This is a genomic window from Amycolatopsis sp. NPDC021455, from assembly GCF_040640995.1.
Lineage (GTDB): Bacteria > Actinomycetota > Actinomycetes > Mycobacteriales > Pseudonocardiaceae > Amycolatopsis.
The window spans coordinates 48,684-69,561 of record NZ_JBFACT010000004.1; the positions used below are offsets into that span (position 1 = coordinate 48,684).

General features: G+C 70.9%; 17 protein-coding genes. 12 read left to right on the forward strand and 5 right to left on the reverse strand.

All coding sequences use genetic code 11. The features are described from left to right. Positions 1-144: 144 nt before the first annotated feature. Positions 145-966, reverse strand: coding sequence for an SAM-dependent methyltransferase (locus AB0G28_RS07675; RefSeq protein WP_361084310.1), 822 nt, complete (start codon positions 964-966; stop codon positions 145-147). Positions 967-1,090: 124 nt separating this feature from the next. Here AB0G28_RS07675 and AB0G28_RS07680 point away from each other — a divergent pair, with 124 nt between their 5' ends. The 3 genes from AB0G28_RS07680 to AB0G28_RS07690 all read left to right on the forward strand — a co-directional run bounded on the left by AB0G28_RS07680 (position 1,091) and on the right by AB0G28_RS07690 (position 5,771). Further along, complete coding sequence (locus AB0G28_RS07680) at positions 1,091-2,419, forward strand: cytochrome P450 (protein ID WP_361084313.1); 1,329 nt, start codon at positions 1,091-1,093, stop codon at positions 2,417-2,419. A 73-nt stretch (positions 2,420-2,492) separates the two neighbouring features. Beyond that, on the forward strand, positions 2,493-3,590 hold the full coding sequence (locus AB0G28_RS07685; RefSeq protein ID WP_361084316.1) for an alpha/beta fold hydrolase: 1,098 nt from the start codon (positions 2,493-2,495) through the stop codon (positions 3,588-3,590). Positions 3,591-3,674: 84 nt separating this feature from the next. Next, positions 3,675-5,771 (forward strand): EAL domain-containing protein, encoded by a 2,097-nt coding sequence (locus AB0G28_RS07690; protein ID WP_361084319.1) that lies wholly within the window; start codon positions 3,675-3,677, stop codon positions 5,769-5,771. 42 nt (positions 5,772-5,813) lie between these two features. Here AB0G28_RS07690 and AB0G28_RS07695 read toward each other — a convergent pair whose 3' ends face one another. Together AB0G28_RS07695 and AB0G28_RS07700 are read right to left on the reverse strand one after the other, a co-directional pair. Next, a complete protein-coding gene (locus tag AB0G28_RS07695; protein ID WP_361084321.1) occupies positions 5,814-6,476 on the reverse strand; it encodes a response regulator transcription factor in 663 nt (220 codons plus the stop codon). Continuing rightward, positions 6,473-7,567: a histidine kinase gene (locus tag AB0G28_RS07700; protein ID WP_361084323.1), complete on the reverse strand. Its 1,095-nt coding sequence runs from the start codon at positions 7,565-7,567 to the stop codon at positions 6,473-6,475. The genes AB0G28_RS07695 and AB0G28_RS07700 overlap by 4 nt, the downstream gene beginning before the upstream one ends. Positions 7,568-7,702: 135 nt before the next feature. Here AB0G28_RS07700 and AB0G28_RS07705 point away from each other — a divergent pair, with 135 nt between their 5' ends. From AB0G28_RS07705 to AB0G28_RS07720, 4 genes are all read left to right on the forward strand, one after another. Further along, positions 7,703-9,316 (forward strand): glycosyl hydrolase family 28-related protein, encoded by a 1,614-nt coding sequence (locus AB0G28_RS07705; protein ID WP_361084326.1) that lies wholly within the window; start codon positions 7,703-7,705, stop codon positions 9,314-9,316. Between the two features lie 118 nt (positions 9,317-9,434). Further along, positions 9,435-9,884 carry a hypothetical protein gene (locus tag AB0G28_RS07710; protein ID WP_361084329.1) on the forward strand — a complete coding sequence of 150 codons (450 nt, stop codon included), beginning with the start codon at positions 9,435-9,437 and terminating at the stop codon, positions 9,882-9,884. 178 nt (positions 9,885-10,062) lie between these two features. Further along, a complete protein-coding gene (locus tag AB0G28_RS07715) occupies positions 10,063-10,482 on the forward strand; it encodes a hypothetical protein (RefSeq protein ID WP_361084332.1) in 420 nt (139 codons plus the stop codon). Between the two features lie 42 nt (positions 10,483-10,524). Beyond that, entirely contained in the window at positions 10,525-12,630 is a 2,106-nt protein-coding gene (locus AB0G28_RS07720) for a (Fe-S)-binding protein (protein ID WP_361084335.1), read from the forward strand. A gap of 12 nt (positions 12,631-12,642) precedes the next feature. Here the strand turns inward: AB0G28_RS07720 and AB0G28_RS07725 are convergent, their stop codons facing one another. Together AB0G28_RS07725 and AB0G28_RS07730 are read right to left on the reverse strand one after the other, a co-directional pair. Next, positions 12,643-13,962 carry an MFS transporter gene (locus AB0G28_RS07725; RefSeq protein ID WP_361084338.1) on the reverse strand — a complete coding sequence of 440 codons (1,320 nt, stop codon included), beginning with the start codon at positions 13,960-13,962 and terminating at the stop codon, positions 12,643-12,645. Between the two features lie 115 nt (positions 13,963-14,077). Continuing rightward, entirely contained in the window at positions 14,078-14,719 is a 642-nt protein-coding gene (locus AB0G28_RS07730; protein WP_361084341.1) for a TetR/AcrR family transcriptional regulator, read from the reverse strand. Positions 14,720-14,833: 114 nt separating this feature from the next. On the opposite strand from AB0G28_RS07730, the gene AB0G28_RS07735 reads away from it, so the two are divergent. The 5 genes from AB0G28_RS07735 to AB0G28_RS07755 all read left to right on the forward strand — a co-directional run bounded on the left by AB0G28_RS07735 (position 14,834) and on the right by AB0G28_RS07755 (position 20,875). Then, the gene (locus AB0G28_RS07735) at positions 14,834-15,682 is read left to right on the forward strand and encodes a shikimate dehydrogenase (RefSeq protein ID WP_361084344.1); all 849 of its coding nucleotides are present in this window, start codon (positions 14,834-14,836) and stop codon (positions 15,680-15,682) included. Next, entirely contained in the window at positions 15,672-17,474 is a 1,803-nt protein-coding gene (locus AB0G28_RS07740; RefSeq protein WP_361084347.1) for a TIM barrel protein, read from the forward strand. The genes AB0G28_RS07735 and AB0G28_RS07740 overlap by 11 nt, the downstream gene beginning before the upstream one ends. A 289-nt stretch (positions 17,475-17,763) precedes the next feature. Then, positions 17,764-19,065, forward strand: a complete 1,302-nt coding sequence (locus AB0G28_RS07745) for a sugar ABC transporter substrate-binding protein (RefSeq protein WP_361084349.1) — start codon at positions 17,764-17,766, stop codon at positions 19,063-19,065. After that, the gene (locus tag AB0G28_RS07750; protein WP_361084351.1) at positions 19,062-20,048 is read left to right on the forward strand and encodes a sugar ABC transporter permease; all 987 of its coding nucleotides are present in this window, start codon (positions 19,062-19,064) and stop codon (positions 20,046-20,048) included. The genes AB0G28_RS07745 and AB0G28_RS07750 overlap by 4 nt, the downstream gene beginning before the upstream one ends. After that, the gene (locus tag AB0G28_RS07755) at positions 20,045-20,875 is read left to right on the forward strand and encodes a carbohydrate ABC transporter permease (RefSeq protein WP_361084354.1); all 831 of its coding nucleotides are present in this window, start codon (positions 20,045-20,047) and stop codon (positions 20,873-20,875) included. Before AB0G28_RS07750 ends, AB0G28_RS07755 begins: the two co-directional genes overlap by 4 nt. The last annotated feature ends 3 nt before the right edge of the window (positions 20,876-20,878 follow it).

Below are 20,878 nucleotides of genomic sequence, written 5' to 3' on the forward strand. Positions count from 1 at the left end.
TGCCCCCGCCGCCGCCCTCAACGGAGACGCTTCGCGCCACAGTGCCGATTCAACGCACCGAACGCCACATTGGGTGCGCTGGACGCACCGAACGCCACATTGGGGCGCTCGGCCCGGACGTCGAACAGCTTGCGACGCGGGCGACTAGGGCTTCCGCCCGACGCCCGCGTAGGGGAGGGAGTTGACCGACGGGTCTTCGGACATGTCGCCGACTCCCTCCGGGCGCCACATCGCGCAGCCGACCAGGCCCGGTTCGACCAGGTCGAAGCCCTGGAAGAACCGGAGCACCTGGTCGTGCGTGCGCGGGAACGGGCGGTTCTGCTGGTTCTGCCGGGTGGTGTACACCTCGATCGCCTCGTCGAGGCTAGCCGCGCCGGAGTCCGCCGCGACGTGCGTGAGGGCCAGGAAGCTGCCCGGCGCGAGCCGGTCGCGGTAGCGGGCCAGGATGCCGGCCGGGTCCCACGAGTCGGGCACGAAGTGCAGCAGCAGCAACATGAACACGCCGGTCGGCTGCCCGGGGTCGAGCAGCCGGCGGGCCGGCTCCGCGTCGAAGATGTCGTTGACGTCGCGCAGGTCGGCCTGGAGCACCGCGCAGTTGTCGTTGCCCTGCAGCAGCAGCTCGCTGTGCGCGACGGCGACCGGCTCGCGGTCGACGTACACCACCCGGCACGCCGGGTCGATCTGCTGGACGATCTCGTGCAGGTTGCCGACGGTCGGGATGCCGGAGCCGACGTCGAGGAACTGCCGGACGCCGGCGTCGACCATGTACCGCGCGGCACGGCGCAGGAACGCCCGGTTGAGCCTGGCCGCGTCGCGGATGCCGGGCATGATCTCGAGGATCTGCTCCCCGAGCGCCCGGTCGGCGGCGAAGTTGTGGTCGCCGTCCAGCCAGAAGTCGTACACCCGCGCCGGGTTCGGCACCGTGGTGTCGATCTCCGGCGGTACCCAGCTCGCTTCCCCCGTCACGGGACCTCCCACCCTCGTGCGCCCTTGAAGTGGCGGAGTCTAGCGCCCTCATCCGTTCGTGTGGACTCGCGCTCGGGGGACCGGCACCCCGGCTAGGGTGACCCGGTCACGAGGAGGCGAGGCCATGCCGAACCCGCGTCCCGTTCCCGGCCGGTTGCCCGTGCTCGGGCACACCGTGTCCCTGCTGCGCGACCCGCTGAAGCTCTTCACTTCCCTTCCGGCGTACGGAGAAGTCGTCGAACTCCGCCTCGGGCCGCTGCCGGTGCACGTGGTCACCACGCCGGAACTGGCCTGGCAGGTGCTCGCCACCGACGCCGACAAGTTCGACAAGGGCCTGGTCTTCGACAAGATGCGGCCCCTCTTCGGGGACGGCCTGGCCACCTCGAACGGCGAGCTCAACCGCCGTCAGCGCCGGCTCGTGATGCCCGCCTTCGGCCGCACGCGCATCGCGGGCTACGCCGACAACACCATCACGAAGCTGGCCGCCGAACTCGTGGATTCGTGGCGTCCCGGCGAAGTCGTCCAGTTCGACCAGCGCATGCAGGACCTGGTGCTGACCGTCGCCGGCCAGACGCTGTTCTCCACCGCCCTCGGCGACGAGGCCCTGGAAGAGATCCGGCGCTCGATCCCGGTCATGCTCAAGTACGTGCTCGTCCGGGCCTTTTCGCCGAAGTTCGTCGAGAAGCTGCCGATCCCGCCGAACCGGAAGTTCGACGCCGCGGCCGCGCGCCTGCGCGAGGTGATCGGCGAAACCGTCGTCACCGCCCGCGAGCAGGGCGCCGACCACGGCGACCTCCTGTCGATGCTGCTGCTGGCGCGAGACGAGGACACCGGGGAGGGCATGTCCGACCGGCAGGTGCACGACGAGGTCATCACGATCCTGACCACCGGCGCCGAGACCACCGCCGTCGCGCTGGCCTGGTTCTTCCACGAGCTCGGGCAGCACCCGGAGGTCGAACGCCGGTTCCACGCCGAAGTCGACGAAGTCCTCCACGGCCGGCCCGCGCGCTTCGAGGATTTGCCGGATCTGGTTTACACGCAGCAGATCGTCAACGAGATCGTCCGCCGCACCCCGCCGCTGATCCTCATGCGCCGCGCCCGCGAGGACGTCGAACTCGGCGGCGTGCGGGTTCCGGCGGGCAGTGAGGTCGCCGTCAGCCAGCACACCCTGCACCGGGACCCGCGCTGGTTCCCCGACCCCGAGCGGTTCGACCCGGACCGGTGGGCGCCCGGCCGCGCGGCCGAACTGCCGAAGGGCGCGTACATCCCGTTCGGCGCCGGTGCCCGGCTGTGCCCGGGGCACGTGTTCGCGCCGACGGAGATCGGCATCGTGGCGGCCACCATCGGAGCGCGGTACCGCCTGGTCCCGGTGCCGGGCCGGAAGGTGTACGCGCAGATCAAGGCCACGATGCAGCCGAACCGGCTGCCCATGACCGTGGTTCCGCGGACCTGACGGTGGCCGTCCGGCTACCGGGTGTAGTGTTCCCGGGTCCTTCAGCTCGGCTGTGTCGGAAAGGGAGTGCGGCGTGAGACTGCCGGTCAAGCTGGCATCGGCGTTGTCCGCCTGTGGTGTCCTGCTCGCCTCGCTGACCGCGGCGGTGCCCGCCGAGGCGGCCGCGATCTCCTGCGCCGACACGGATCTGCCGGTCACCGGCCCCGGCCTGCCACCCCTGGTCCCGGGGGCGCCCGCGACGGTGCACGGCCGCCTGTGCCTGCCCGCCGGCGACGCACCCGACACCGTCCAGCTGCTCGTGCACGGCGGGACGTACAACAGCGCGTACTGGGACCTGCCGTACGAACCGGAGCGCTACTCCTACCAGCGCGACATGGCCGCGCACGGCTACGCGACCTTCGCCGCGGACCAGCTCGGCGCCGGGCGCAGCAGCCATCCGCTGAGCCTGCCGCTGTCGGTCTGGGCCGCGGCCGAGTCGATGCACGAAGTGGTCGGGCACCTGCGGGCGGGTCGCGTCGGCGGGGTGCGGTTCGCGAAGGTGGTCATCGTCGGGCACTCGGTCGGGTCGGGCATCGTCGCGGTGGAGGCGTCGACCTACCACGACGTCGACGGCGTGGTCCTCACCGGCATCACGCACCTGCCCGCGCTGCCGGTGCTGGCCCTCGGCGCCGCCCTCGGCCTGCAACCGGCGTTCGCGGACGAGCAGCTGGCCGGTCTCGGCAGCGACCCGCTGTACTTCACGACGAAACCGGGAGCGCGGGCCGGGCTCTTCTACGCCGCCGGGGACGCCGACCCGGCCGTGATCGCGGCCGACGAAGCCACCAAGGACCAGGTTTCGGTGCCCGGGATGGGCACGGTCGCCCTGTTCGGCATCGTGCTGCCGGCGACGTGGGGAATCACCGCACCGGTTTTCCAGGTGGCCGGGGAAAAGGACGTCCTTTTCTGCGGTGTGCTGGCGCTGCGCGACTGTTCGGACGCCGATGTCCTGCGTGCGCAGGAAGCGCCGTATTACGCCGACCCGTCGAAGCTTTCGATGTACGTCCTTCCGGGTGCCGGGCATTCCGTGGCGTTGCACGAAAACGCCGGGGAATACCGGGACGCCACCCGTTCGTGGCTGCAGGATCGCCTGGGGATCGCTCCGCAGGGTTATCACTCGATCGGACGAAACTGAAATCGTGGGCACCCGCACCGTTTCGCGGCAGGATGTATCGGTTCCCCCGACCGGAGGGTGCTCGAGAGCCTTGGACAGCCTGAGGTGACTGCTCCTCGTCCCCGCGGAGACGCCCCGCGGAAGAAGCCGTCCGCCGAACGCGCGGCGCGGCGGCTCGCCACGCTCGCGCGCAAATGGGGCTACTTGATCAGCGGCACGGCCTACCTCCCGCACACTCCCGAAGAGATCGAGCGCGAGCTGACGGCCCTGTCCGGCCGGCTGTTCGAAGCGGTGGCGAGCGACCCGCCGGACCTCGCGGGCGCCGCGGCGGCCGGCGGACGGCTCGTCGAACTGCGCTGCGTCGGCGCGGACAGCCTGCGCCGCAGCCTGGAGGTGCTCGGCAAGGCCCTGCTGCACGAGCCGGAGCTGCGCGGGGTCGACGGCCTCGCCGAACGGCTCGTGCTGGTGCTCGGCGCGCTCAGCTCCGGCTACGGCGAGATGCTGCGCGAGGACATCCAGAAGCGGCAGGAGGGGCTCAGCCGCGCGCTGCTGAAGGTCGAGCAGGAGACGCGGCAGAAGCAGGTCATCACCCGCGCGCAGTTCGAGGAGGTCTTCGCCGGTTCCGCCAGCGGCGTCGCGCTCACCGAGCTCGACGGCCGCGTGCTGCGGGCCAACGCGGCGCTCGGCAAGACGCTCAACCGCACGCCGGCCGAGATCGCCACGATGACCCTCTTCGACCTCGTCCACCCCGAGGACGTCGAGCAGCTGCGGGAGGGCTACCGCGACCTGGTCGCCGGCCGGCTGCACCGGCTGCGCACCGGCCGCCGCCTGGTCGGCAAGGACGGCGAGCCGATGTGGGCGACGTTCGCCGCGTCGGTGATCCGCGACTCCGTCGGGGCGGCCCGGCAGCTGCTGACGATCGTCGACGACGACACCGAGGTGTCGCTGCTGCAGCGGCGGCTGAGCCACCAGGCCCTGCACGACCTGCTCACCGGCCTGCCCAACCGGCAGTTCTTCAGCACCCGCCTGGAAACCCTGCTTCGCGACGCCGACCCGGTCCACGGCGTGACGCTGTTCCACCTCGACCTCGACGGCTTCTCGCAGATCAACGGCGGGCTCGGCCAGGAGCTCGGCGACCGGGTGCTGCGCGGGGTCGCGGCGAAGCTGAAGGCGGTGTTCGACGGCGAAACGGCCCTCGTGGCACGCCTCGGCGGCGACGAGTTCGGGGTGCTGGTGCAGAACGCGGCCGAGACGCCGGGCGTGGTGGCCCTCGTCCGCCGGATCACCCACGAGCTCGCGGAGCCGGAGTACGTCGACGGCCGGCACGGGGTCGCGGTGTCGGCCGCGATCGGCGTCGTCCACCGGCCGCCACGGGACATCACGCCCGCGGAGCTGCTTCGCGCGTCGGACCTGACCCTGCGCCGCGTGCAGCGGACGGGGAACCAATGGGGCCTGTTCGACCGCGAGCTGGACCGGCGGGACCGGGACCGGTTCGGCCTGGCCGCCTCGATGGCGGGTGCCTGGGAAAACGGCGAGATCGAGATCGGCTACCGCGCACTGGTCGCGGCGGACGGCTCGGTGGCCGGGGTCGAGGCGCGGCTGCGCTGGAGCCATCCCGCCGAAGGCGTGCTGCCGCACGAAACGTGCGTGCGGCTCGCCGCGGAGACCGGGCTGGCACTGTCGCTCGGCACGTGGCTGCTGCGGACGGCGGCCGAGCGGCTGGCGGCTTCGGGGCTCGACGTGCCGCTCGTCGTCGAGCTCACCGCGCCGCAGGCCGCCGACCCCGAGCTGGTGGGCGAGATCCGCCGGGTGCTCGCCGACACCGGGCTGGCGCCCTCGCGGCTGAGCCCCGGCTTCCCGGCGGCCGGCCTGGCCGCGTCCGGCGACGCGGGCGACAACCTCAAGGTGCTGGCGGAAATCGGCGTGGCGGCGGAGATCCACGGCTTCGCCGACGTCACCTGCCTCACGGAGCTGCCGGTGCGCGCGGTCCGGCTGGCGGCGAACCTGGTGGCGCGCCGGGACCACCCGCTGGTGAGCGGCACGTTGTCGGCGTTGATCGACGCGGCGCACGCGGCCGGCGCCGAAGTCGCGGTGACCGGTGTCGAGACCGGCGAGCAGGCCGAGTGGTGGCGGAAGCGGGGCGCGGACCGGTTGTCGGGCCCGGCGTTCCCGGAACTCCCGGCCGGTTTGCCCGGCTGCTGACCGAGGTTCCGGCGAACCCGGGGCCGGCGTTTCGGCACGGTCCTACCCCGCGGGCCGCGGTGGGCGGAGCCCGGCGCGCTGGGCGAGCAGGCCCGCCTGGGTGCGGTTCGTGCAGTGGAGTTTGGCCAGTATCTGCGAGATGTGGTTCTTGACCGTGCCTTCGCTGAGGTGGATCCGGGCCGCGATGCGCGCGTTGGACATCCCGCCACCGAGGCAGGCGACGATGTCGGTTTCGCGCGGGGTCAACGCGGCCAGCCGGGCGAGCGTCTCGCCGCGCGTCACGTGCCGGTCGGCGGCGGTTTCGATCAACCGCCGGGAGACGGTGGGGGACAGCACGGTGTGCCCGTCGGCGGCGACGCGAACGAGCGCGATGAGCTCGCGCGGTGGCGTGGTCTTGAGCAGGAAACCCGAGGCACCGGCGTGGAGCGCCCGCACGATGTGGTGGTCGGAGTCGAACGTCGTGAGCGCGACGATCGCGGGCGGCGGGTCGACGGCGCGGATCCGCGGGATGGCGGCAAGGCCGTCGATGCCCGGCATGCGCAGGTCGAGCAGCACGACATCGGGCCGGTGCCGCAGCACGGATTCCAGTGCGGCCGCTCCGTCGTAGGCTTCGCCGACGACTTCGATGTCGTCGGCGAACCCGAAGACGGCCTCGAGGTGGGCGCAGACGAGGGGATCGTCGTCGACGACGAGCACGCGGATCATGACACCGGCAAGGTCGCGGCGACCCGGAATCCGCCGTCGCCGGCGGGTCCCGCGTCCAGGGTGCCCCCGGCCAGTTCCACCCGCTGACGCAGGTTGTGCAGCCCGGTGCCGGATCCCGTGCCGGCCAGCGCGGGATCGCCGACGCGGGCCGGAGCGGTGTTGCTGATCGTCACGTGGACGGCCTCACGCCGGTAACGCACCCGCACGTGCGCCTCGGCTCCGGGCGCGTGCTTGCGGACGTTGGTCAGCGACTCCTGCACGATGCGATGGGCGGTGCGGCGCAGCATCGGGGAGACGGTGGCCGGGTCGCCGTCTTCGTCGAGCTCGGCGCGCAGGCCGGCGGCGGCGGACTCGGCGACGAGCGGTCCGAGTTCCGGCGCGGGCGCCCGTGACCGGCTCGGCACCGCGGTGTCGGCGCGCACGACGTGGACCAGTTCCCGGAGTTCTTCGAGCGCCTGGCAGCCGGACGCGCGCATGTCCTCGGCCGCCGCGCGGGTGTCCGCGTCGCGCGCGGACATGCCGAGCACCCCGGCCCGCAGGACGATCAGCGTGATCCGGTGGGTGACGGTGTCGTGCAGGTCCGCGGCCAGCCGGGACCGCTGGTCGGCCAGCGCCTGCTCGACGAGCCGCTGCCGGGTGGCGACGTACAGGCCGGCCAGGCCGGGAACGGCGGTGAGCAGCAGCGCCTGGGTGACCATCGGCCCGGACGGCGCCCACGGCCGGGCCGCGATGATCGCGAGCACCGCGACCGGTGCCCACGCGTGCCGCCGCTCGCCGCCGTGCGCCCACGCGCCATAAGCGGCGAACGGTGTCGTCGCCAGTGGGATCCACGGGGTCGTGCCACCACGGACCACCGTCCCGGGCACCGCGAATTCCGTGACCGTCATGACGACCGCGACCACCGCGACGAGCCAGGCGACCGTCAGCGGAGCGCGCCTGCGGAGGGGCAGCAGCACGAGGGTCGCGCACTCCGCCGCGAGGCCTGCCGGCGCGTACGCCGCGTTGACCGGTGGCCCCAGAACCGAAACCAGCACGAGCAGCACGGCCACCGCGGTCGTCAGCGCATCGAACACGGTATCGCGTCGAGTCACGGATTCCACGGTACGCAGCCCGCGGGGGAATCGCGCCTGAAGAAAGTCATGTCTTTTCGTGCCGTCCCGGACTGCCTCGATGCCGGTGTCCCGCGCTGGAATCAGTCCCGACCACTCCACCGGGAAAGGATCATCATGACCGGACCGGCCGGCCGCCGCAGCTTCCTCGGGTATTGCGCAGCCGGGGTTTCCCTCGCCGCCGTGGGCGTCTCCCCGGCGAAGGGGGTGTCCCCGCCCTTTCACGACGTACGTCGCTTCGGTGCACGCGGGGACGGCACCACGATCGACTCCCCGGCGATCAACCGCGCCATCGACGCGGCCGCGGCCGCAGGCGGCGGAACGGTGTATTTCCCCGCCGGCACCTACGCCTGCTACACGATCCGCCTGAAGAGCGACGTCGCACTGCACCTGGGCCCCGGCGCGACAATCCTGGCGGCCGCACCGACCGCGGCCGGCGGGTACGATCCGCCCGGCCCCGGCAACACCTACCAGGACTTCGGGCACAGCCACTGGCGGGCCGCCCTCATCTGCGGCGAAGGGCTGGTCAACGTCTCGATCCTCGGCCCCGGCCGCATCGACGGACGGGGGCTGGTACCCCGGCTGGAGCCGGCCGGCCCGCCCGGCGCCGGTGACAAGGCGATCGCACTGAAGCTGTGCCGCGGCGTCACGATCGCGGACCTGACCATCGTCGCGGGCGGGCACATCGCGATCCTCGCCACCGGTGTCGACAACCTGACGATCCGCGACCTGACCGTCGACACCATCCGCGACGGCATCAACATCGACTGCTGCCGCGACGTCCACATCTCCGGCACCACGGTAAACGCCTTCAACGACGACGCGATCGCCCTCAAGAGTTCCTACGCACTCGGGTTCGCGCGCATCACCGAGAACGTCACCATCACCGGCTGCACGGTCAGCGGCTACGACGTCGGCACCCTGGCCGGCGGAACGTTCCGGCGGGCCGATCCGTCCTCATGGGACGGTGACGGCCCGTTCGGCCGGATCAAGTTCGGCACCGAATCGAACGGCGGATTCCGCGCCATCGTGATCTCCGGCGTGATCTTCGACCGCTGCCGCGGAATCTCGCTGGAAACCGTCGACGGCGGGGTGCTGGAGGACGTCACGATCGCGGACGTCACGATGCGCGAAGTCACGAGCGCGCCGATCTTCCTGCGCCTCGGTGCCCGGCTGAACGGCCCGCCGGGGGTGCCGGTGGGGAAGCTGCGGCGGATCGCGATCAGCAACGTCACCGCCTACGACGCCGATCCCCGCTACCCCTGCACCATCGCCGGTCTGCCCGGACACCGCGTCGAGGACGTCCGGATCCGCGACGTCCGCATCACCTACCGCGGCGGGCTGTCCCTGACCGAGGCGGCCGCCCAGCCTGCCGAGCTGATCAACAGGTTCTTCGCCGTCCCCGGCGCCCGCGAGCCCTACGCCGTGCCCGAACGAGCCGAGGCCCCACCCGAACCCGCGATGTTCGGCGTGCTGCCCGCCTACGGCTTCTACATCCGCCACGCCGAACACCTCGCCATGAACGACGTCGAAGTCGGCTTCACCGCTCAGGACCGGCGCCCCGCCTTCGTCCTCGACGACGTCGAAGACGCCGACTTCCACCACTGCCGCGCCGGGAAAGCGGCGGGCAGCCCCACTTTCGTCCTCCGCAACGTCACCGGCTTCACGACCCGCGACACCCACCCCGTCCCCGACACCCACGTCGGCCACACGGAGCTCACCGAGCTGTGAGCACGCGACACGTCCCGGTCCGAGGTCGGAGCCGGGTCGACTATCCCACCGAGAAAGGAACAGAAGAATGCAGGTCAACCGCACGCCGGCGACATTCGCCGCCATTCTTGCCGCAGTCATGTCCTTGCTTTTCGCCGCAGCGGTGCCGGCGAGCGCGGTCGGTGACCCGCTCACGGCGGCCGACCCCGGCGAGGACATCCAGTTCACCGACCCGGTCGTGTACATCCCGGACCCCGCCAACGACTATCCGACGAGTTTCCGGGACATCTCCATCGAGACCGGCTTCGGGGAGTTCAACGGCACCCTGACCTGGTCGGGACCGTCCGGCGGGCCGTACCACGGTCGCGTCACCGGCGAGGTGGCCGACTTGAAACCGAACGGGCGCTGCGCAGTGGTCGAGGTGTCACTGGACGGCACTCGCTACACCCTGGTCAACCAGCGGGCGTGTCCGTACCCGAGCAGCAGAACGATCGCCTTCGACTACGCGAAGACGTACGTGGCGAAGGTGCGGCTGTGTGACTACGACAGCTCCGACCATCTCCTGTACAGCTGCACGAAGTGGAAGTGAACGTACGTTCCTCGGTGCCAAACGCCCGTTCTACGGACAGTAAGGACATCCTTCCTCAAAAAGTAGCGCCGAACGGCCTAGGGAAACTAGGCCGTTCGGACCTGTCGCGTGAAGTGATCTCCTCATTACCCTCCAGTAGCAGGCAGTGGTGCCGATCACAGTCGCTCCAGGAGGCCCCATGGCGTCGCGCGTCCGAGGACCCGGCTCCGAAGACCGGCGCGAACTGCGGCTCAGGCACATCGCCGGCTGTCTGAAGTGCACGCTCAAGTGCGCGTACTGCGGACTGCCGGTGCGGCTGGCCGGACCGGGTGGTCACCCCGGCTACGGCGTGGTCGAAGAAGTGACCGGCGACCTCGTGCTGCTGCACCGCTTCTGCCGCAGCGCGCTCGGCCGCTGCCGGACGCGGGGGTGCGTGCTGCGGCGCGCCCACCTCGGCCGCGCGACCGAGCAGTACGAAACCGGACGGCGGCGGCCCGGGCGTTACCAGCGCCTCGGCGTCCGCCGGTCGGCCGACCTCGATCTGTACCGGAAACACTGGCGGGTCGCGAAGATGCGGTACGCGTGCAAGGCGTGCCGGTACTACACCGGCTCGCACTGAGCCGGCCCTGCCCCACGACCTGCCCCACGACGCGGAGGACTCGTGCTCGTTCGTCTCATCCTCGGTCTGCTCATGACCGTCGTCGGCCTCGCCGTCGCCGGCAAGCGCGTGGCCTTCCTGTACCGGCTGATCAAGGCGGGCCAGCCCGACACCAAACGGTCCGACGACCTGGGTGCCCGGGTCTTCGCGCAGGTGCGCGAGGTCTTCGGCCAGCGCAAGCTGCTGAAGTGGTCGGTGCCCGGCCTGGCGCACTTCTTCACGTTCTGGGGCTTCGTGATCCTCGCTTCGGTGTACCTCGAGGCCTACGGCGCCCTGTTCGACGAGCAGTTCGCCATCCCGTGGATCGGCCACTGGGCGGTGCTCGGCTTCCTGCAGGACTTCATCGCCGTCGCCGTGGCCGTTTCGCTCGGCGTGTTCACCGTCATCCGGATCCGCCAGGCACCCGAGCGCAAGGAACGCGCGTCCCGGTTCTACGGCTCGCACACCGGCGGCGCGTGGCTGATCCTCTTCATGATCTTCAACGTCGTCTGGACGATGTTCTTCTTCCGCGGCGCCTCTTCGGCGTCCGGCAACTTCCCCTACGACAATGGCGCCTACGTCTCGCTCGGCGTCGGGAACCTCCTCGAACCGCTCGGCCACTCGACGACCGAGGTGCTGGAGACGGTCGGCCTGCTGCTGCACATCGGCGTCATGCTGGTGTTCCTGTCGATCGTGCTCTACTCCAAGCACCTGCACATCTTCGTCGCGCCGATCAACGTCTCGGCGAAGCGGCTGCCGGACGCGCTCGGCCCGCTGCTGCCGATGGAGTCCGGCGGCAAGCCGATCGACTTCGAGGACCCGGGCGAGGACGACACGTTCGGCCGCGGCAAGATCGGCGACTTCACGTGGAAGGGCATGCTGGACTTCGCCACGTGCACCGAATGCGGCCGCTGCCAGTCGCAGTGCCCGGCGTGGAACACCGGGAAGCCGTTGTCGCCCAAGCTCGTCATCATGAACCTGCGCGACAACCTGTTCGAGGAAGCGCCGTACATCCTGGCGGGCACCGAGCACGAGGGCGCGCGCCCGCTCGTCGGCCCGGAGGACGACGGCGGCGTCATCGACCCGGACGTCCTGTGGTCGTGCACCACCTGCGGCGCGTGCGTCGAGCAGTGCCCGGTGGACATCGAGCACGTCGACCACATCGTCGACATGCGCCGCTACCAGGTGATGATCGAGTCGGCGTTCCCGACCGAGCTGGGCGGGCTGTTCAAGAACCTGGAGACCAAGGGCAACCCGTGGGGCCAGAACAACTCCGAGCGGCTCGCCTGGACGAAGGACCTCGGCTTCGACGTCCCGGTGTTCGACGGCGAGCTGGCCGAGGACGTCGAGTACGTCTACTGGGTCGGCTGCGCCGGCGCCTTCGACGACCAGGCCCGCAAGACCGTCCGCGCCACGGCCGAGCTCCTGCACATCGCCGGGGTGAAGTACGTGGTGCTGGGCAAGGAGGAGTCCTGCACCGGTGACCCGGCCCGCCGCGCGGGCAACGAGTTCCTCTTCCAGATGATGGCGCAGCAGACGGCCGAGACGCTCAACGCCGTGTTCGAGGGCCGCGAGCCGCGGCTGCGCAAGATCGTCACGACCTGCCCGCACTGCCTGAACACGCTGAGCCGCGAGTACCCCCAGCTGGACGGGCACTACGAGGTCGTGCACCACACGCAGCTGCTCAACCGGCTGGTGCGCGGCGGGCAGCTGACCCCGGTCAAGCCGGTGGAGGACGGCCCCCGCGTCACCTACCACGACCCCTGCTACCTCGGGCGGCACAACAAGGTCTACACGCCGCCGCGCGAGCTGGTCGGCGCCACGGGCGCTTCGCTGGCCGAGATGCCCCGCCACGCGGACCGCGCCCTGTGCTGCGGCGCGGGCGGCGCGCGGATGTGGATGGAGGAGCAGATCGGCATGCGGATCAACCTGGAGCGGGTGGACGAGGCGATCGCCACGGACGCGGAGACGATCGTGACCGGCTGTCCCTTCTGCCGCGTGATGCTGACCGACGGCCTGGTCCAGCGCCAGAGCGAGCAGAAGGCGGAGAACGTCGACGTCCGCGACGTCGCCCAGCTGCTGCTGGAGCGGGTGAAGGCCCCGGCGTCGGAACCGACGCCGAAGCCCTGACCCGCGGCCGGCTCAGCCGTCCACTGTGGAAGCGACCACAGTGGACGGTGAGTCGGCATGGGTCGCCTTCGCGCCGAGCCGGGCGGTCGGCACCCGGAAGGTTTCGCGGGCCGTCGCGGCGGCGGTCGCCGCCACCACGCACACCGCCGCCGTGAAGATCGCGACGCCCAGCCAGTCGTCCTTCGCCGAGCCGATCGCCGCGACGACGCTCGGGGCGAAACCCGCCACCGCGAAGCCGATCTGGGTGCCGATCGCCATGCCCGAGAGGCGCACGCGGGCGCTGAACATCTCGCCGTAGAGCGCGGGCCAGACGCCGTTGATCCCCGAGTACGCCAAGCCGAACAGCGCGATGCCGAGCACGAACACCAGCGCGTACGAGCCGATCGAGATCGACCAGAGGTACGGGAAGATCAAGACGCCGCACAGCAGGCACCCGGTGATGAACACCGGCTTGCGGCCGACGCGGTCGGCGAGCCCCGCCAGCAGCGGGATGGCGGCCAGCGCGAGGACGTTGGCGAGGACGCCGACCCACAGCATCGGGGTGCGCGCCAGGCCGATGGTGTTGACCGCGTAGCTCAGCGCGTAGACGGTGAAGATCGTGCTGACCGAGGCGATCGTCGCCGCGACGACCACGCGCAGGACGTCCGCCCAGTGGTCGCGGAACAGCACCGCGACCGGCAGCTTCGCGACCTCGGTGCGTTCGAACACCGGCGTTTCCTCGAGTTTGCGGCGGATCACGAAGCCGACGACCACGACGAGCGCGCTGCCCCAGAAGGGCAGCCGCCAGCCCCAGCTCAGCAGCTGGTCCTGGGGGAGCCCGGCGACGGGCAGGAAGATCGCGGTGGCCAGGATCTGGCCGGCCTGGGTGCCGCTGAGGGTGAAGCTGGTGAAGTACGCGCGGCGCCGTTCCGGGGCGTGCTCCAGCGACATCGAGTTCGCGCCCGCCTGCTCGCCGGCCGCGGAAAGCCCTTGCAGCAGCCGGAGAACGACCAGCAGGACCGGCGCCAGGACGCCGACGCCCGAGTAGGTGGGCAGGCAGCCCACGGCGAACGTCGCGAAGCCCATGAGCAGCAGGGTGAAGACGAGTACGCGCTTGCGCCCGAACCGGTCGCCGACGTGGCCGAGGACGAACGCGCCCACCGGCCGGGCGAGGTAGCCGACGCCGAAGGTGGCCAGGGCCAGGAGCGTGCCGGTCGCGGGGGAGGAGGCGGGGAAGAAGACCTTGTTGAACACCAGTGCGGCGGCGGTGCCGTAGATGAAGAAGTCGTAGTACTCGAGGGCGCTGCCGATCCAGGCGGCCAGCGCCGCCTTGCGGGGCATCGATCCGGTCACGGGGATGAGCTCCTGACGTCCGTGCTTCGTTGCTCAGACTCGGCGGGAAGCAATGTACGGTCTAGTTAGTTAATAGAGGGTGCGAGACCGGACCCCGGGTGTCAAGAGGCGGATTTCAGGCGGTCACGTAGTCGATCACGAGATCGCCGAGCATCGTGCGGTAGTGCTCGCGGCGCGCCGGATCGAGCATGTCGCGGCCGAAGATCGCCTTGAACGTGTGGCGGTTCGCGAGCCGGAACACGCAGAACGAACTGATGATCATGTGGACGTCGAGCGGGTCGGCGTCTTCGCGGAACCGGCCGGCCGCGCGCCCGCGTTCGAGGACGACCGTCAGGCCGCCGAGGGCCGGATCGGCCAGCCCGGCCAGGATCTCCGACCGCACGAGGTGTTCCGCGTGGTGGATGTTCTCGATGCTGACCAGCCGGATGAAGTCCGGGTTCGCCTCGTGGTGGTCGAAGGTGAGCGCGGCCAGCCGCCGCAGGGCTTCCTCCGGCTCGAGGTGCTCGACGTCGACCTGGCGCTCCAGGGCGCGGATCGCGGAGTACGCCTTCTCCAGCACGGCGATGTAAAGCTGTTCCTTGCCGCCGAAGTAGTAGTAGATCATCCGCTTGGTCGTGCTGGTGCGGGCGGCGATCTCGTCGACGCGGGCGCCGGTGTAGCCCTTGTCCGCGAACTCCCGCGTGGCCACGGCGAGGATGTCGGCGCGCGTGCGGTCCTTGTCGCGCTGGCGCTCGGCCTCCGGCGATGGTGCGGCCACCGGGCTCCCTCCGCTGCGGGTGGACCGCCTCACTCTAGCCCAGCCCTTCCGTGCGGACGGCTGTCACGCTAACGTGAACGTACTAGTTCGTACATTAACTCGGAGGGCGACCGCGTGACCAGCTACCTGATCGGACTCGTCGGCACGGGCATCGGGCCGTCCGCCAGCCCGGCGCTGCACGAACGCGAGGCCGACGAGCTCGGCCTCCGCTACGTCTACCGCCTGCTGGACCTCGACGTGCTGCGCCGCCCGGTCGTCGACGTCCTCGAAGCGGCCCGGCTCGCCGGGTTCGACGGCCTGAACGTCACCCACCCGGCCAAGCAGGCGGTCCTGGAGCACCTCGACGAACTGTCCCCGGAGGCCGAAGCGCTCGGCGCGGTCAACACCGTGGTCTTCGAGCGAGGCCGCGCCATCGGGCACAACACCGACGCCACCGGCTTCGCCCGCAGCCTCACCCGCGGCCTGCCCGGCGTCCGGATGGACGACGTCGTCCTCCTCGGCGCCGGGGGAGCGGGCGCGGCCGTCGCCCACGCCCTGCTTTCCCTGGGCGCCGGACGGCTCACCGTCCACGACGTCGACGGCGTCCGGAGCGCCAAGCTGGTGACGGCACTCCGGGAGAGGTTCGGCGCCGGCCGCGCGCGGACCGGCGGGCCCGACGCTCTCCACCGCGCCGACGGCCTGGTGCACGCGACCCCGACCGGGATGGCCGCCCACCCCGGCTCGCCGGTCCCGGCGGAGCTGCTGCACCCGCGGCTGTGGGTCGCCGACATCGTCTACCGGCCGCTGGAAACCGCGCTGCTGGCCGCCGCCCGCGCCCGCGGCTGCCGGGTGCTGCACGGCGGCGGCATGGTCGTGCTGCAGGCAGCCGAGTCGTTCCGGCTGTTCACCGGCGCCGACCCGGATCCGGCGCGGATGCTGCGGCACTTCGACGCGCTCGAAGGGGAGTCCGCCCGTGCCGCCTGAACCCCGCACCGCGATCGCCACCGTCTGCCTGTCCGGCACCCTCGAAGACAAGCTCGCCGCGGCCGCCGCGGCCGGGTTCGACGGCGTCGAGCTGTTCGAGAACGACCTGCTCGTCTCGCCCTCGCGCCCGGCCGAGATCCGCCGCCGCTGCGCGGACCTCGGCCTTTCGATCGACCTCTACCAGCCCTTCCGCGACTTCGAAGCCGTTCCGCCCCGGTTGCACGAGGCCAACCTGCGCCGGGCCCGGCACAAGTTCGACGTCATGGCCGAGCTCGGCACCGGCACCGTGCTGGTCTGCTCCTCGGTGTCGCCGGACGCCGTCGACGACGACGAACTGGCCGCCGAACAGCTGCACGCCCTGGCCGAAGTCGCGGCCGAGCGCGGCATGAAGGTCGCGTACGAGGCCTTGGCGTGGGGCAGGCACGTCAACGGCTACGAACACGCGTGGCGCATCGTGCGCCGCGCCGCGCACCCCGCGCTCGGCGTGTGCCTCGACAGCTTCCACATCCTGTCGAAGGGACACGACCCGGCGCCGATCCGGGCCATCCCCGGCGACAAGATCTTCTTCCTCCAGCTCGCCGACGCCCCGCGCCTGCCGATGGACGTCCTGCCGTGGAGCCGACACCACCGGCTCTTCCCGGGTCAGGGCGACTTCGACCTGACGGCGTTCACCGGGCACGTGCTCGCCGCCGGCTACCGCGGCCCGCTGTCCCTGGAAGTCTTCAACGACGTGTTCCGCCAGGCCGACCCGGGACCGGCCGCCGCCGACGCGATGCGGTCGCTGGTGACGTTGCGGGAGTCGCTGGGCGTCCTGGACCTGCCGTCCGCGCCGGCGCTGACCGGCCACGCGTTCGCCGAGATCGCCACCGGGCCGGGCGCCGGGCGCGTCCTGGCGGGCCTGGGCTTCGCGCGCACCGGCGTGCACCGCACCAAGCCGGTCGAGCTGTGGGAGCAGGGCGACGCCCGGGTGGTGGTCAACGAGAGCGGTGCGGCGCACGGCGCCGTCGGCGCGGTCGCGCTGGCGAGCACCGACCCGGCCCGTTCGGCTCGCCGGGCCGAAGCCCTGCTCGCCCCGGTCCTGCCGCGGGTCCGCGGGCCCCGGGAGGCCGACCTCGCGTCCGTCGCCGCCCCGGACGGCACCGAGGTGTTCCTGTGCGGCGGCGACGACTGGCGCGACGACTTCGTCCCGACCGGCGAGACCGCGGCCGGGGCCGGCGTCTTCGGAATCGATCACGTCGCGCTCACGCAGCCGTTCGACCACTTCGAGGCGGCCACGTCGTTCTACCGTGCGGTGTTCGGGCTGACGCCGTCGCCGGTCACGGAGTTCGCCGCGCCGTTCGGGCTCGTGCGCAGCCGCGGCCTCGCGGCCGGGACCGTGCGGCTGACCTTGGACAGCGCGCTGGTGCGGCGCGGCGAATGGGCGCCGGCGGTACCCGAACCGCAGCACGTCGCGTTCGGCTGCACGGACGCCTTCGCGGCCGCGAAGGCGATGCGCGCGCTGGACGCGCCGCTGCTGGAGATCCCCGGCAACTACTACGACGACCTCGAAGCCCGCCTGGACCTGGCGCCGTCGCTGGCGGCCGCGCTCCGGGAGCATTCGGTGCTGTACGACCGCGACTCCCGCGGCGAGTTCCTGCACTTCTACACCGCGTTCGCCGGCGAACGGGTGTTCTTCGAGGTGGTGCAGCGGATCGGGGACTACCGCGGGTACGGCGTGGTCAACGCGCCGGTGCGGATGGCCGCGCACCGCGCTCGCCGGTCCGCCGAGCCGCCGCTGAGAACGTCCGCCTGAGCGCACGACCGTGCCACGCCGCCCCGGGAAAGTCGTTCCCGGGGCGGTTTTCGTTGCGCCCGCTGGTGAAAAACGTTCGGGACACCCTCCTATCGGGACGACTTCTGTCGTGTTTCGGCCCTCTCCGGTGACCACTCGACTACGCGTGGTCAGAGTGCCCGGTGCGTTTACAACGTTCCGGCAACCGCCTTGACAGGACCTGTGGTACGTACCACTCTAACCCCAACATTGGTCTACACCATTTGGGGCGCCCGGCTTCGGTGGCCGGGCAGGGAAAGGACGGCATCGAGTGAAACGCTGGCTCAAGCTGGCGGCGGGCGCCGCCGCACTCACGCTCGCGACCGCAGGCTGCGCGGGCTCCAGCGGTTCGGACACCGCGGCCTCGCCGAGCGGCAATGCACCGCTCAGCGGAACCGTCACGGTCTGGCTGATGACCGGGTCCGCGCCGGCCACCCTGACCGACGCGCTCAACAAGGAGTTCGAGACCGCGCACCCCGGGGTCAAGGTCAAGTACGAAGTCCAGCAGTGGGACGGCATCCAGCAGAAGCTGACCACCGCGCTGGCCAGCGGCAACCCGCCGGACGTCATCGAGATCGGCAACACGCAGACCGCGGCGTTCGCCTCGAACGAAGGCGTGCTCACCGACCTGACCGCCGACAAGGACAGCTTCAACGGTTCGCAGTGGCTGAAGGGCCTCGCCGACTCCGGCACCTACAACGGCAAGGTCTACGGCGTCCCGTTCTACGCGGCCAACCGCGAAGTCATCTACCGCAAGGACATGTTCGAGCAGGCCGGCATCGCCAAGACGCCGACGTCGAACGACGAGTGGCTCGACGCCATCGGCAAGCTGAAGGCGAAGTTCGGCTCCGACCCCGAATTCCAGGCGCTCTACATGCCGGGCCAGAACTGGTACGCGCTGCTGTCGTTCATCTGGGACAACGGCGGTGACATCGCCAAGGCCGAGGGCAAGGGCTACAAGGCCACCCTCGAGACGCCGGAAGCCAAGGCGGGCCTGGAGTTCTACAAGAAGCTCGTCGACACCTCCGGCACCAAGGCGCCGAAGGACGCCGACGAAGCCAAGCCCCAGCAGGCGACCATCTACGGCGCGGGCAAGGTGGCCATGATGATCGGCCTGCCGTGGGAGCTCCCGACGGCGGCGAAGACCGACCCGAGCCTGACCGCCAAGACCGGCGCGTTCGCCATCCCGAGCAAGACCGCCGGCCAGAGCGCCCCGGTGTTCCTCGGCGGCTCCAACCTGGCGATCCCGGCCAACAGCAAGAACGTGGCCGCGGCCAAGGAGTACATCAAGCTGATCACCAGCCCGAAGTACCAGAGCCAGTTCGCCGCCGCCGGCGTCGTGCCCGGCACGTCGACCGACCTGACCGGCCTGGACAAGGACCCGCTGGGCAGCGTGATGGCGAAGGCCTCGGCCAACGGCAAGGCCGTGCCGGCCAGCCCGAAGTGGGGCGACGTCGAGTCCGGCCAGAACCCGGTCAAGGACATGCTGACCGCGTACCTGACCGGCAAGAAGACGATCGACCAGGCGACCGCCGACGCCGACGCGGCCCTGAACAAGCTCATCGGCGGATGACCGCGACCGCGAATGTGACGATGCCGGCGGGGGAGCTCCCGCCGGCATCGCCGCGCGCCGCCCGGGCCGGGAAGCGCAGGCGGGGCCGGCTCGGCGACCGGCTTCTCCCGTACCTGCTCCTCCTCCCCGCCCTCGCCGCCATCCTCGTCCTGCTCGCCTGGCCGCTGATCCAGGTGATCGGCATCAGCCTCCGCAAGCTCGACATCGGCGAGCTGATGTCCGGCAAGGCCGTCTGGGTCGGGCTCGACAACTACACGAACACCTTGGCCGACCCGGAGTTCTGGACGATCACGGTCCGGACGCTGGTGTTCACCGCCGCCCTCGTGGCCGCCACCATCCTCGGCGGCCTCCTGCTGGCGGTGCTCATGCGCCACCTCGGCCCGGTGGTGCGGACCATCCTGCAGGTGACGCTCATCCTGGCCTGGGCCACGCCGGTGATCGCCACGACCACGGTGTTCCAGTGGATCTTCGACGAGCAGTACGGCATCCTCAACAAGACCCTCGACCGGCTCGGGTTCTCCGGCTTCATCGGGTTCTCGTGGTTCTCCAGCGGCGCCAGCACGCTCACCGTGATCGGACTGCTGATCGTGTGGCAGGCCGTGCCGTTCGTGACGTTCTCGCTCTACGCCGGTCTCGTCGGCGTCCCGCAGGAGCAGTACGAGGCGGCCGGCATGGACGGCGCCGGGCCGTGGCAGACGTTCCGCGCGGTCACCTGGCCCAGCATCCGGGCGATCACCACCATGGTGACGTTCCTGTCGGTGCTGTGGGACTTCAACGCCTTCGCCCAGATCTGGGCGATCCGCGAGGGCGGCCCCGACGGCGAGAGCACCACCCTGGCCGTCGTGCTGTACCTCAAGGGCATCGCGGGCAACCACTTCGGCGCGGCGAGCGCCATCGCGACGCTGATGCTGATCCTGCTCGCGCTCATCACGGGCCGGTACATCCAGCTGCTCGTCCGGACCCCGGAAGGTGATCTCAAGTGAGGAAGCCGCTGCCGCAGCGGATCGCGCTCTCGTTCGTCGGCGTGGTCGTGGCGTTGCTGATCTTCTTCCCGACGTACTGGATGTTCGTCACGTCGCTGCGGACGCCGGGCCAGATCCTTTCGCCCAAGTACGACCTGATCCCGACGTCGTTCTCGTTCGGCAACTTCGCCACGGCGCTGGCCAACGACAACTTCCCGACGTACCTGCTCAACAGCCTGATCGTGACGGTCGGCGCGGTGCTCTGCGCCCTGGTCGCCGGGACGCTGGCGGCGATCCCGCTGTCGCGGCTGCGCTTCACCGGCCGCCGGGGCTTCCTGCTGCTGGTCATGGTGTCGCAGCTGGCCCCGACGTCGGCGTTGTTCCTCCCGCTGTTCCTGCTGATGCGGGACGCCGGGCTGCTCAACACGCTGCCGTCGCTGCTGCTGGTCTACTTCGCGACCACGCTGCCCTTCACGGTCTGGATGCTTTACGGCTTCGTCAACGGGATCCCGTACGAGCTGGAAGAGGCCGCGATGATCGACGGCTGCAGCCAGACCGGCGCGTTCCGCCGGGTGACGCTGCCGCTGCTCGCGCCCGGGCTGGTCACCACGTCGGTGTTCAGCTTCATCACGGCGTGGAACGAGTACCTGTTCGCCCTGGTGTTCATGACCGAGAAACCGAAGGAAACGCTCCCGGTGTGGCTGGCGTCCTTCCGCACGGCGTTCGCGACCGACTGGGGCGGGGTGATGGCCGCGTCGGTCATCTACGCCCTGCCCGCCCTGGTGTTCTTCCTGCTCGTGCAGCGCAAGCTCGTGTCCGGCGTGGTCGCCGGCGCGGTGAAGGGATAGCCG

What these genes read in the sequence shown, in the direction of transcription:
- AB0G28_RS07680 (WP_361084313.1), top strand. Translation starts at nt 1,091, where the DNA reads ATGCCGAACCCGCGTCCCGTTCCCGGCCGGTTGCCCGTGCTCGGGCAC.
- AB0G28_RS07695 (WP_361084321.1), bottom strand. Translation starts at nt 6,476, where the DNA reads ATGATCCGCGTGCTCGTCGTCGACGACGATCCCCTCGTCTGCGCCCAC.
- AB0G28_RS07750 (WP_361084351.1), top strand. Translation starts at nt 19,062, where the DNA reads ATGACCGCGACCGCGAATGTGACGATGCCGGCGGGGGAGCTCCCGCCG.
- AB0G28_RS07715 (WP_361084332.1), top strand. Translation starts at nt 10,063, where the DNA reads ATGGCGTCGCGCGTCCGAGGACCCGGCTCCGAAGACCGGCGCGAACTG.
- AB0G28_RS07710 (WP_361084329.1), top strand. Translation starts at nt 9,435, where the DNA reads ATGTCCTTGCTTTTCGCCGCAGCGGTGCCGGCGAGCGCGGTCGGTGAC.
- AB0G28_RS07705 (WP_361084326.1), top strand. Translation starts at nt 7,703, where the DNA reads ATGACCGGACCGGCCGGCCGCCGCAGCTTCCTCGGGTATTGCGCAGCC.